At 75.2% G+C, this 12,852-nt stretch carries 8 protein-coding genes; 7 read left to right on the top strand and 1 reads right to left on the bottom strand.

The window, feature by feature from the left end:
• Positions 1 to 126: 126 nt before the first annotated feature.
• Positions 127 to 1,917: a protein kinase gene (locus AB0R04_RS29465; protein ID WP_363376568.1), complete on the bottom strand. Its 1,791-nt coding sequence runs from the start codon at positions 1,915 to 1,917 to the stop codon at positions 127 to 129.
• 250 nt (positions 1,918 to 2,167) lie between these two features.
• Here AB0R04_RS29465 and AB0R04_RS29470 point away from each other — a divergent pair, with 250 nt between their 5' ends.
• The 7 genes from AB0R04_RS29470 to AB0R04_RS29500 all read left to right on the top strand — a co-directional run bounded on the left by AB0R04_RS29470 (position 2,168) and on the right by AB0R04_RS29500 (position 12,724).
• Positions 2,168 to 6,319 (top strand): hypothetical protein, encoded by a 4,152-nt coding sequence (locus AB0R04_RS29470; protein WP_363376570.1) that lies wholly within the window; start codon positions 2,168 to 2,170, stop codon positions 6,317 to 6,319.
• 128 nt (positions 6,320 to 6,447) lie between these two features.
• Positions 6,448 to 6,873, top strand: a complete 426-nt coding sequence (locus AB0R04_RS29475; protein WP_063346590.1) for a hypothetical protein — start codon at positions 6,448 to 6,450, stop codon at positions 6,871 to 6,873.
• Positions 6,870 to 7,616, top strand: coding sequence for a nucleotide exchange factor GrpE (gene grpE, locus AB0R04_RS29480; protein WP_363376572.1), 747 nt, complete (start codon positions 6,870 to 6,872; stop codon positions 7,614 to 7,616). Before AB0R04_RS29475 ends, grpE begins: the two co-directional genes overlap by 4 nt.
• Before the next feature lie 31 nt (positions 7,617 to 7,647).
• Positions 7,648 to 10,215, top strand: coding sequence for an Hsp70 family protein (locus AB0R04_RS29485; protein WP_363376574.1), 2,568 nt, complete (start codon positions 7,648 to 7,650; stop codon positions 10,213 to 10,215).
• The gene (locus AB0R04_RS29490) at positions 10,212 to 10,622 is read left to right on the top strand and encodes a hypothetical protein (RefSeq protein WP_363376576.1); all 411 of its coding nucleotides are present in this window, start codon (positions 10,212 to 10,214) and stop codon (positions 10,620 to 10,622) included. The genes AB0R04_RS29485 and AB0R04_RS29490 overlap by 4 nt, the downstream gene beginning before the upstream one ends.
• 92 nt (positions 10,623 to 10,714) lie before the next feature.
• Positions 10,715 to 10,954 (top strand): chaplin, encoded by a 240-nt coding sequence (locus AB0R04_RS29495; protein WP_063346586.1) that lies wholly within the window; start codon positions 10,715 to 10,717, stop codon positions 10,952 to 10,954.
• Between the two features lie 138 nt (positions 10,955 to 11,092).
• Entirely contained in the window at positions 11,093 to 12,724 is a 1,632-nt protein-coding gene (locus tag AB0R04_RS29500) for an AMP-binding protein (RefSeq protein WP_363376578.1), read from the top strand.
• Positions 12,725 to 12,852: the final 128 nt, after the last annotated feature.

Genomic DNA, 12,852 nt, shown 5'->3' on the forward strand with positions numbered 1-12,852 from the left:
TGGACCAGGAGTTGCAGGTGACGGTGCTCGGCCGGCGCGACTCGGCCGACATCCGCTTCGACCTGACCACCGGAAGCCCGGGCGCGCTGGCCCGGCGCGTTCCGTTCAGCCCCGCGAAGCCCCGCTTCAGCCCTGCTCGGGCAGCGTCACCGCCTGCCACCGGTACGCCGCGTCCTCCTGCCAGCACTGCAACTCGCCCTCCACCACCGCGGCCAGGCACAGCCGCCAGTCCTCGCCCATCGCGAGCGCGACCCGGGTGGCCGGGCGCAGCGTCGGCCGCCACCAGCGCGGCCGCCGGGAGGCGCCGCCGGCCGGCAGCCGTAGCCGGACGCCGCCCGCGCCGGCCAGCGCCACCGTCGGGCCGCCCCGGTGGCCGGCCATCGCGACGCCGAGGGAGGGCTCGCCGTCGCCGATCTCGGGGGCCGGGCCGGCCGTGTCGAGGGTGTGCAGCTGGACGGAGCCGTCCGGGCGCAGCGTGGCGGCCTGCGGTCCGGCGGAGGTGCGGGCCAGCGCCCCGGCGCGCAGGGCGCCGGGCGGCCCCAGCGGGGCGGGGCGCTCGGCCGAGCCCGGTCGCCAGCTCAGCACCTGCTCCCGGTGCTCGACCAGGACCAGCCAGGACCCGGCCCGCTCCTCCAGGGCGGCGAGCACCCGGTCGGCCGGGCAGCCGGGCAGCTCCTGGCCGGTGAGGGTGAGGCCGGGCGCCCAGCGGTAGGAGCGCAGGGCGCCGCCGGCCGCCGTCCAGACCGTCATCTCCCCGGCGGAGTTGACCGCCCCGGCGAGCCCGCTGACGCCGCGCGCGGCCTCCCACCAGCCGGCCGAGGTGCCGACCCAGAGCGTCCCGCCGCGGTCCTCGGCGCAGACCACCAGTTCGCCCTGGCGTCCGGCCCAGCCGGCCAGCAACTCCCTGACCGGGCCGGGCCCCTGGCCGGCCGGCAGGCGCTGCCCGTGGTGTCCGGGGCCGGCCAGTGCGGTGCCGTCGGCGCCGCCGGTGACCAGGAGCGGCCGGCCGGCCCGGTCGGGCAGGACGGCCAGGCCCGTGGTGCGCGCCACCGGCCTGCGGGAGCGCAGGAGTTCGCGGCCGCGGCCCACCCAGGGGCCGAGCGGGGAGGGGCGGCGGTCCGGTTCGCGGGCGAGCGGTTCGCAGGCCCAGCGCGCCAGGTCCTCGCCGTAGCCGGCGGCGAGGAGTTCGGCGCGGGCCTGTTCGGCGGCGAGCCGGTGGTCGAGCCGGCCGTGGTCGGGCAGCAGCAGGGTGCGGGCGAGGGTGCCGACCGCGAACAGGTCCTTGGCGGTGGTGGGGAAGCCGCCGACCTGCTCGGCCTCCGGCGGGACGTGCCCGGGGGTGAACACCGCGACGGTGAGGGTGTGGTCGAGCGGGGCCAGGAAGGTCAGGTCGATCAGCTTGACCTGGTTCTGGGCGTCCACCAGGACGTTGGCGGGGGAGATGTCGCGGTGCACCCAGCGTTTGCGGTGCAGTTCGTCGACGATCCGGCAGAGCCGGGCCAGCACCTCGGCCACCGCCGCCGGGCCGCCGCGCTGGGTGCGGGCCCAGGTGTGCAGCGGCACGCCCTCGACCCAGGGGGAGATCTGGTAGCCGAGCAGCCCGGCGGAGGGCGCGGCGCCGGGCCGGTGCGGGGAAGGGCCGAGCAGGAAGCTGGGCACCACCAGGTCGTTCACGCCCAGGCGGTGGGCGTTGTGCGAGACGTCGTCCCAGCGGCCGAGCCAGCGCCGCACCTCGGAGGGGTCGCGCTCCAGCATGATCTTCGCGGCGACGAGTTCCTTGAGCCCGCTGTGGCCGGTCCGCACCGCCCGCCACACCTCGGCCTCGCCGCCCCGGTGGTGGAATTCCAGGAGCTCGTACTGCTCGGGGTCGAACTCCGGCCCGAACCGGAGCCCGGGCACCCAACGCGACTCGGACACGCATCCCCCGACTGGACCCTGTTGGCCTGTTGGCCTGTTCGCCCCGACCCGGCCTCGGGCCGGTTCCCGCGCGGTGGTTCTCACACCGCTTCCGCTGCGTCGCCCAGGATAGTGCTCAATTCTGTTCGTCTGTCCGGTGGAGGGCCTATTCTGATGGGCACTCGATCAACATCGAAACGGCGTCAACTCATGATCACACACCTTGTGTTGATCATCGATCGGCGTATTTCCAAGCGCAGGGGGACGGTGCATGGTGCAGCTCGCGGTGCTGCTGATCGTGGTGGCACTGGCCGGTGCGGCAGCCGTCGTACTGGCCCGCCGCCGACGGAGCCTGGACGCCCAGGCCGTGGCCAAGGCCCTGGCCGCGGCCGCCGAACGGCTCGCCGCCGGCAAGGCCCCGCAGGCCCGGCGCCGCTACGCGCGCCTCGCCCAACGGCTCGCCGCCGGCCCCGAGGAACTGCGCCCGCAACGCGGCCTCGCCCTGCTCGGCCAGGCCGAGGCCACCGTCCCCACCGGCGACCAGCAGGCCACCCTCGCCCTGTACCGCGAGGCCTTCCCGCTGCTCGCCGACCCGGCCCGGCAACTGCCCCGGTGGAGCCTGCACCGCCTCGCCGAGGAGCGGATATCCGCCCCCGACGGCGACCTCGGGCCGCTGCTCGCCTTCCTCCAGGCCACCGCCGACGGCGCCGAACCCGGCGAGGAGGCCGCGGCCGCCGCCCGCGCCACGGACTGGCTCCAGCGGCTCTGCCGCGAGGGCTCCCCCGAGCAGCGCGAGAGCGCCACCACCCGGTCGCTGGCCGCACTGCCCGGCCGGGACTGGCCGGTCCTGGCCCGGGCCGCCCTGCTGCGCGACACCGACCGCGCCGCCGAGGCCGAGACCCTGCTCGCCGCGGCCGCACCCGGCGGCAGCGGCGAACTCTGGTTCCGCTGGGGCGCCCAGCTGTTCACCCTGCACCGGGACGAACCCGCCGTCGCCGCCTTCGACGAGGCGCTGCGCCGCGGCCCCGGCGAGCCCTCCCCGTGGGGGCGCGGCCCGGCGCTGCGCACCGAGAGCCTGCTCTTCCGGGGCCTGGCCCGGCAGCGGCTCGGCGCCACCGACGCCGCCTGGTCCGACCTCGCGGCCGCCGCCACCGAGACCCCCGGCGACCCCCGCCCCCGCTACGCCCTCGGCCGACTCGCCCTGCTGCTCGGCGCCGACGAGCAGGCCCGGGACCAGTTCACCGCCGCCCTGACCGTCCAACCCTCCTTCGCCCCGGCCCGGTTCGGCCTCGCCCTGGTGCACGAACGGGCCGCGCGCCCCGCCGAGGCGGCCGCCGACTACCGCACCGGCCTCGGCCTCGCCCCCGACTGGCGCCCCGCCCGGGTCCGGCTCGGCGCGGCCCTGCTCGCCGCCGGGCAGGCCGCCGAGGCCGCGCCCGTCCTCGGCGCCGAGGCCGACGTCGAACCGGACTCCCGCTGGGCCCGGATCGCCGCCTTCCACCACGGTCTCGCCCTCGCCCGCACCGACGACCCGGCCGGCGCCCTGGCCCGCTGGGAGCCGCTGCACGACGAGGACCTGCGCGAACGCCAGGCCCTGGCCCGAGACCGGCTCGCCCGCACCCGGCTGGCCGCCGACCCGGTGGCCGCCCGGGAGCTCTGGCAGCAGGCCGCCGCCGACCACCCGGCCGCCCCCGGCTACCGGGCCGCGCTGCGCGAGGCCGCCCTGCGCGAGGCCGCGCACCTCCTGATCACCGGCCGCGACCGGCCCGAACCGCGCGAGCGGGCCGCCGCCGCCCTCGACCTCGCCGACACCCTGCCCGGCTCCGTCACCCACCGGCAGGCCCGGCTGCGCGCCGCCCTCGCCCTGGCCGCAGGCTCCACCGAACCGCTGAGCACCCTGCTCGACGCCGCCACCGGGCCGCGCGACCGCTACCACCTGGCCGCCGCCGCCCTGCTGACCGGCCGTCCGGTCCAGACCATCGCCCTGCTCGCCCCGCTCGCCCCCGACCCGGCCGGCGACCCGGGCCTCGCCCGGCTGCGGGCGCTGCTCGCCGAACGGGCCGGCAACTGGGCCGCCGCACTGGACTGGTACCGCCACTTCCTGACCGCCGGCCAGGCCCCCGAACCGCCACAGCCCCCGCCCGCGACGGCCGACTGCGCCGTCTGCCCCGCCGCCGCCCCCGCCCCCGCCACCGGCACCTGCGCCGGCTGCGGCCGGGAGGTCTGCGCCGCCCACCTGCACCGCCCCGCCGACGGCGCCTCGCCACGCTGCGTACGCTGCACCGGCCCCGCGCTGCGCGCCGTCCTGGACTGCGCCCGCCGGGCCGGGGTGCCCGAGCAGGCCGAACCCGTCCTCGCCGCCTGGGCGCAGGCCCTCGGCGACAGCCCCGCCGCCGCGCCCGTACGGCTGGACCTCGCCCTGCTGCGGGCCGAACTCGGCCGACTGGACGAGGCGTTGGCCGACCTGCCGGCGGACGCCGACGCCGCGCGCGGCGCCGTCCTGATCCGCCGGGCCGGCGCCGCCCTCGACGCCGGCGAGCCCGGACGCGCGGCCGGCGACCTGCGCCAGGCCCTCACCCTCGCCCCGGGCAGGCCGCAGGCCGCCGCCGCGCTCGTCCTGCTCGCCGAGCACGAGGCCCACCAGCACGCCGTCGAGGGCCGCCACCGCGAGGCCTGGGACGGCTACCACGCCCTGCTGCTCAAGGACCCGGCCCACCCCCGGCTGCTGCACGCGCTCGGCCTGGCCGGCTACCGGCTCGCGGTCTCCCTCCAGGCGGGCCCGGAAACCTCGGAAACCTCGGAAGGCCCGGACGAGCGGATCTGGACCTGGACGCTCGGCTGCCTGGTCGCCGCCCTGCACCAGCCCGACCTGTGGGCGGAGTCCGCCCGGATCACCGGCCGCCCGGCCGAACCGCAGCGGATGTCCACCGCCCGCAGCGCGCTCACCGACCGCCTCCGCGAGGACCTGCGCGCGCTGGACCGGGCCGCCGGCCGCACCGGCGACGAGGTCACCGCCTGGACCCTGCGCCTCGGCATGGAGGCGCACAGCGCCGACGCCTTCGCCCAGGAGGACGTCCGGATCACCCTGCCCGGCCGCCCCGCCCGGCGCCTCGCCCTCGGCCCCGCACTCGACCGGCTGCTCCGCCAGGAGTCCGAACTCGCCGCCTGGGCGGCCGGGTTCGACGAGGCCGTACAGGCCTGGCGGCGACCGGAAACCCCCGACGGGCACCCGCTGACCAGGGCCCTCGGCCTGTTCGGCGACCTCGGCCCGCAGCGCTATCTGCTCCTCCAGGGCCGCCAGGCCGCCGCCGTCGGCGCCCTGGACGCGGTGCCCGAGGCCGAACGCGGAACGGGCTGGCGGGACCTGCTCGGCGAGAGCCTGGTCAGCGAGGCCCGCGAGCACCACCGCAACCAGGACTGGCGCGAGGCCCTGGACTGCCTCACCCGCGCCCGGGCCGTGCCCGGCGCCGTCCTGCCCGCCGACGCGCCCGCGATCGCCGCCGAGTGCGGCGTCCGGGCCGCCCGCGCCCTGCTCAAGAGCAGCGACGACGACCAGGCGGGTGCCACCGAACTCCTGGAGAAGGCCCTCGCGCTGGCCCCCGACCACCCCGAGGTGCGCGGCGACCTCGGCGCCACCTACGCCCAGTGGGCCCGCAAGATCAACAACGAGGCCAAGGACTACCCCCGCGCCCTGGTCCTGCTGCGCAAGAGCATGGAGCTCGCCCCCGGCGACCCGACCGCCGTCCACTTCCTGGAGGCCGCCCTCGGCAACCGGGCCGGCCAGCTCAGCCGCCCCGACGCCCCCGAAGCGGAACTGGAGGAGGCCGCCGACGCGTGGCGGGAGCTGATCACGCTCAACCCCGACCCGGATCACCGGCTCGGCCTCGCCTTCGTGCTGCGCCACCTCTCCCGCATCGCCGCCTTCGCGGACCACCGCGCCCTCGCCGTCGCCCGGATGGCGGAGGCCCTGCGCGCCGACCCGGAATGGGACGGCGACACCGAGGAGGAGGCCCCGCGCCGGGTCGCCGTGATGCTGGCCAACCACATGCTGGACAACCTCCAGGGCAGCCCGTTCACCACCCAGGCCGCCATGCTCCAGAAGGCCAGGTCCTACGACGACTCGGACGAGATCCGCCGCCTGATGGTCAGCGTCTGGCGCGGCGAGGCCATCGGCCACTACGAGGCCAACCGCTACCGCGACGCGATCCGGCTGCTGGAGGAGGCGCTTGCGCTCTCCCGCACCCCGGAGGACGTCGCCAAGCTGCACGTCGAACTCAGCGTCGTCTACAGCTCCTACGCCGTCAGCCGGGCCAACCTGCGCCAGTTCCGGGAGGCCCGCTCGCTGATCGGCAAGGCCGTCGAGTACAACCCGGACGACCGCGACCTGCGCGCCCTGCAACGGAGGATCGGCGCACTGCGCTGACGGCAACCGCGGAGCCGCCGCCGTCGTCGTAGCCCATGCGCCCATCCCTGATCCACAGCCACAGCCAATCCCCGAGCCACATCCAATCCCTGAGCAACCGTCAGCCGTGAGGAGAGAAGCCGCCCGCCATGCCACTGCACGAACCGTCGCCGTACGAGGTCCTGGGCGTTGCGCTCACGGCCGGCGTGCGCGAGATCAACCTCGCCGTCGGCCCGGCGATGAAGGCCGGCCGCTACACCCGCCAGCAGATCCAGGACGCCGCCGCCCTGCTGCGCAACCCCGACCGGCGGCTGGAGCTGGACCTCCAGCGCCCCCTGCCGCCGGAGCCGGTCGACCAGGCCGCCGACCTGCTGGCGCCCGCCCTCGCCGAACCGCTGCTGGTCGTCGAACGCCCGCCGCTGCCGCCCGCCGCCGCCCTCCTGGTGCTGCACCGGGCCGAGGCGGCGGCCGACTTCGCCGAACCCGCCCCCGGCGGAGCCGACCCCGAACCGCCCGTCCCCGCCCGCTACGCGGCCGACCTGTCCGTGCTGCCGCAGATCGAGGTACCCGAATGACCGACACGCCGACCGCTCCCGCGCCCGACGGCCACCGGCCGCTGGACGTCCCGCAGCGCGCCCTGGAGGTCGACCTCGACCAGGCGTTCAGCCAACTGCTGTACCGGGCCTCCCTCCTGCAGCGCCTGCGGGCCGAGGAGGCGCAGACCGCCCGGGCCACCCAGCGGGACCTGCTGGGCATCCTGGTCGAGGTGGACGACGCCCTCGCCGCGCTCGGCCTGGACCGGGAGCTGGTGCTGCTCGGACGCGGTACCGGGATCGAGGCCACCCGCCGGCGGCTGCTCGGCCGCCTCGCCAAGGCCGGGGTGCGCCCGATGCGGCTGGAGGGGCTGGCGGCGGACCCGGCGCTGACCGAGATCGTCGGCACCGAGCCGCGTCCCGCAGTGGCGCCGGAGACGGTCGTCCGGACGGTGGTCACCGGGTTCTTCTGGGAGGAGGAGGTGCTGCGCCGCGCCCAGGTCGTCGTCGCCGCGGTGCCCGAGCCCGCCCCGGTGGGGGAGCCGGTCCTCGCGGAGGACGTCGAGCGGGCCCTGGAGCCCGCACCGGAGGGGGCTGCGGCGCCGGACCTTGAGCCTACGGAAGCCGGGGGCGACGACACCGGACCCACGGAAGCCGAGGACGCGGACGGCGGCCCCGAACCCGCCGCCGCGCCGGTGAACCCCGCCGCCCGGGCCACGGCGGCCCCGCCCCGGGCCCGCCGGAAGGGAACGGCCGCGGGCGGCCGGCGCAAGCGGAAGAAGTAGCCAGGACCACGAGGGGCAAGAGGGGAACGACATGTACCGCACACTCGGCATCGACCTGGGCACCACCAACTCGGTGGTGGCCCACCTGCGCCGGGGCGAGCCGGAGATCATCTTCAACCGGCAGAACCAGGAGGCCACGCCCTCCGTGGTCGGCAGCGGCCGCAAGGGCGAACTGCTGGTCGGCTCCACGGCGCGCAGCCGGGTCGCCATCGACGGCGTCAACGTGATCCGCTCGGTCAAGCGCTTCATGGGCCGCAAGTTCAAGGACCCGCAGGTCCAGGCGGCCCTCAAGGAGGTCGACTACAAGGTCACGGCCGGCACCGACGGCGACGTCAACGTCTGGTTCAACGGCCGCTCCTACACCCCGATCGAGATCTCCGCGATCATCCTGCACCGCCTCAAGGAGGACGCCGAGCAGCGCTTCGGCGAGCCCTTCCACCGGGCCGTCATCACCGTCCCCGCGTACTTCGGCGAACGGCAGGTCGCCGCGACCCAGGAGGCGGGCCGGATGGCCGGCCTGCACGTGCTGCGGATCATCAACGAGCCGACCGCCGCCGCGCTCGCCTACGGGATCACCTCCGAGGCCGGCGACGAGGGCCGGACCGTCCTGGTCTACGACCTCGGCGGCGGCACCTTCGACATCTCCATCCTGCTGCTGGTGCCCGGCTCGGTCTCGGTGCTCGGCATCGAGGGCGACAACCTGCTCGGCGGCGACGACTTCGACCGGGCCATCACCACCGCGCTGCTGGAGGACATCCGCGAGGAGTACGGCGCGGACTACCAGCCCGACCTGCGGGACCGCCCCAAGATCGCCTCCACGGCCGAGACCATCAAGATCGAGCTCTCCCACCAGGAGGCCTCCGAGGTGATCCTGCCCGGCCTCGGCGCCGGCCAGCTGGTGCTGGAGACGGAGTTCGAACGGGCCCGCTTCGAGGAGCTGATCGAGGCCCAGATCGAGCGCACCATCGAGCTGACCCACAAGGCCATCATGCAGGCCAACCTCACCGTCGGGGACATCGACGAGGTGGTGCTGGTCGGCGGCTCCACCGCGATCCCGCTGGTGGCCCGGCGGCTCGGCGAGGTCTTCGGGCCGCGCCGGATCCGGCGCGGCGTCAACCCGATGCAGTGCGTGGCGCTCGGCGCGGCCGTGCAGTCCGCGCTGGTCGGCGAGGTGGAGTGCCCCGAGTGCCGGGCCCCCGGCGACCTTTCCGCCTCCAACTGCGCCAACTGCGCCACCACGCTGCTCGGCGGGCCCCGGGTCTCCTGCACCGGCTGCCACCTCCCGGTCGACGCCGAGGCGGCCGCCTGCCCCAAGTGCGGCCAGGAGCTGGGCGGTTCGGCCGTCGGCGCGGCCATCCCGGCGCAGTCCCAGGCGGCCACCGCCGTGCGCAGCGACAACTGTCCGCGCTGCGGCACCCCCGCCGCCCCCGGCGTCTCCGCCTGCGAACTGTGCGGCGAGGCGCTCAACTCCGCCGCACCCGGGCAGACCAGGGTCGCCTCGACCGCCGCCGAGGACGTCGGCCTGCGCTGCGCGGCCTGCGGCGTGGTCAACCCGCCGGGCAGCGAGGCCTGCCAGGGCTGCGGCGAGCTGATGCAGGTCACCAACCCGTTCGACATCACCCCGAAGAACCTCGGCATCGAGCTCAACGACGGCCGGCTGGCCGTCATCATCCCCAAGAACACCAGTTACCCGACCAGTTCGCCGGTCAGCCGCGAGTTCGTGGTCTCCGGCAGCGGCCGCCAGCGGCTGGAGATCGCGGTCTACGAGGGCGAGCACGAGATCGCCCAGCAGAACGAGCTGATCGGCCACCTGACCCTGCGGCTGCCCGCCGGGCTCGGCGGCCGCACCCCGGTGGAGGTGTCCTTCGGCCTCGACCGGGACCGCACCATCACCCTGTCGGTGCGGATCCAGGGCGGCGGCGAGAAGACCGTCAAGCTGGAGCGCGTCACCCTCGACCCCGAGCTCAAGGTCCAGGTCGAGGAGCAGCAGCGGCAGATCGAGACCTTCACCGACCGCTGGGGCGGCGAGCTCACCGAGGCCGAGATGCGCGAGGCGCAGCGCCTCATGGACAGCCTGGACGACCTGGCCGCCGGCCAGACCCGCGGCCAGTCGGTGGACGAGGCGCTGGAGCGGGCCCAGCGCCAGCTCAAGGCCCAGCGCTGGGTGCGCGGCTCGGAGGCGTACCTCAGCCTGTTCATCCACTACTGCGAGAAGCACCTCGACCCGAGCGACCTCGACCGGCTGCGCTCGGTGGCCGCCGACCTGCGGCTGCGCCGCGAGGCGGCCGACTGGGAGGGCGCCATGCGCGCCGCCCAGCGGGCCGACGAACTGTGCGACTCGCTCGGGCACACCTTCCGGATGCTCACCATGTGCAACGTCTACGTCAACCAGAACATGGTCTCGCCGGCGCTGGCCCAGCGGATCATGGCCGAGCTGCGCGGGCTGGACGAGGCGGTGGAGTCGGCCAACATGGAGGCCGCCAACCAGCACAGCTCGGCGCTGCTGGCGCTGTACGCGCAGGCGCAGCGGGAGCTGGGCAGCGAGCCGCTCGCGGAGTCGCTCGGCCCGGTCCGCCCGGAGGAGGCCGGTCCGCGATGAACTCCGACGTGACTCCGTCCGACCTGACTCCGTCCGAGGTACCACCGTCCGAGGTGTCCCCGGCCGACGCGCACCCGATCGGCGGGCAGGCTGCCGAGGTTCCGCCGATCGAGGTGCGCTGCCCGCAGTGCGCCGTCCCGGCGGACCCGCAGGGCCTGCGCTGTCCGTCCTGCCGGGAGGATCTCGGCGTGCTGTTCCGGCTGCGTTACGCCGCTCGGATCGACTACAACCGGGCGCTGGACGCGCTGGCGGCAGGTGACAGGGTGTTCGCGCTCGGACTGCTGCACCGCGCGGTGGCGGCCGAACCGGGGCTCGAACCGGCCCGGGACCTGCTGGAATGGGTGAGCGCGTCCGGGTCGGTGCGGCCGGTGCCGGGGGAGCGGGAGGGCGACACGCCCTCTGAGTGACCAATTCGGCCGTTCCCGGCCTGCCATCGAGTTCGATCGGTGCGAGTGTGTTCGTCACATGGATGTTCGCTGCCCTCACAAGGAGTGACGCAATGCGTATTCGTACCACCCTCGCCGCCACCGCACTCGCCGCTGTGGCCGTTCTGGCCGGTGCCGGCACCGCTGCCGCGGGCGACGCGACCGCGAACGGTGTCGCCTTCGGTTCCCCCGGTGTGCTCTCCGGCAACCAGATCCAGATCCCGATCAACCTCGAGGCCAACGTCTGCGGCAACTCGATCGGCATCATCAGCATCCTCAACCCGGCCTTCGGCAACACCTGCATCAACGGCTGACCCGACTGCTGGGGCCGTCCGTCGAACCCGACGGACGGCCCCAGCATCGTGTCCGCACCCCCGTTCGGGGGTGGTGGCGCGGGCGCGCGGCGGAGACCATGGGGGCCGACCCGCACGCGCCCACCCAGGAGTCAGAACGTGCCGACCACGCCGACCCCGCGCAGCTACGCCTCCGGCACCTCGGACGTGCCGCTGCTCGGCGACACCATCGGGGAGAACCTCGACCGCGCGGTGCGCGCCTTCCCCGCACGGGACGCCCTGGTCGACCGGGCCACCGCCCGCCGCTGGACGTACGCCGAACTCGCCGCCGACGTCGACGCGTTGGCCCTCGGCCTGCTCGACCTCGGCATCGCCAAGGGCGACCGGGTCGGCATCTGGGCGCCCAACTGCGCCGAGTGGACGCTCACCCAGTACGCCACCGCCAAGCTCGGCGTGATCCTGGTCACCATCAACCCTGCTTACCGCTCACACGAGTTGGCGTACGTGCTGAACCAGGCCGGGATCCGCCTGCTGGTCGCTGCCGAGCGCTTCAAGACCTCCGACTACGCCGGAATGATCGAGGAAGTGCGGCCCGGGTGCCCCGAGTTGGAGCGGAGGGTGCTGATCGGCGGCCCCGACTGGGACGCCCTGCTCGCCACCGGGCGCCGCGCCGACCCCGGCCTTCTCGCACAGCGGCAGCGGGAGTTGGCGCCGGACGACCCGATCAACATCCAGTACACCTCCGGGACCACCGGCTTCCCCAAGGGTGCGACCCTGTCCCACCACAACATCCTCAACAACGGCTACTTCGTCGGCGAACTGCTCAACTACACCGAGCAGGACCGGATCTGCGTCCCGGTGCCGTTCTACCACTGCTTCGGCATGGTGATGGCGAACCTCGCGGCCATCTCCCACGGCGCCTGCACGGTGATCCCCGCGCCCTCCTTCGACCCGGGCGCCACCCTGGCCGCCGTCGCCGCCGAGCGCTGCACCTCGCTGTACGGGGTGCCCACCATGTTCATCGCCGAACTCGCCGACCCCGACTTCGCGCGCCACGACCTCACCAGCCTGCGCACCGGCATCATGGCGGGCTCCCCCTGCCCGGCCGAGGTGATGAAGGACGTCATCGGCCGGATGGGCATGGCCGAGGTCGCCATCTGCTACGGCATGACCGAGACCTCGCCCGTCTCCACCCAGACCCGCGCCGACGACACGGTCGACCGCCGGGTCTCCACCGTCGGCCGGGTCGGCCCGCACCTGGAGGTCAAGGTCATCGACCCGGCCACCGGCCGGACCGTCCCGCGCGGCGAGCCCGGTGAACTCTGCACCCGCGGCTACTCCGTCATGCTCGGTTACTGGGGCGAGCCCGAGCGCACCGCCGAGGCCGTCGACGCCGCCCGCTGGATGCACACCGGCGACCTCGCCGTCATGGACCGGGACGGCTACCTCGCCATCACCGGCCGGATCAAGGACATGGTCATCCGCGGCGGCGAGAACCTCTACCCGCGCGAGATCGAGGAGTTCCTGTACACCCACCCCGACGTCCTCGACGTCCAGGTCGTCGGTGTGCCCGACGCCCGGTACGGCGAGGAGTTGATGGCGTGGATCCGCATGCGCGCGGGAGCCGAGCCGCTCACCGCCGACACCGTCCGCACCTACTGCGCCGGCCGGCTCGCCCACGTCAAGATCCCGCGGTACGTGCACGTGGTCGAGGAGTTCCCGATGACCGTCACCGGCAAGGTCCGCAAGGTCGAGATTCGCGCGGAGGCCGTGCGCCTGCTCGGCCTCTGACCTGACCCGCAACCGGCCCTCGGGCCGCCGCCGCCCCACCGCCGCCCGGTACGAGCCCGCCCGTCCGCACACACCGAACGGCCCCGGGCCGGCGGTTCTTCCGCCGGCCCGGGGCCGTTTATCCTGCG

It is taken from the genome of Kitasatospora sp. NPDC056731, from assembly GCF_040687675.1.
Lineage (GTDB): Bacteria > Actinomycetota > Actinomycetes > Streptomycetales > Streptomycetaceae > Kitasatospora.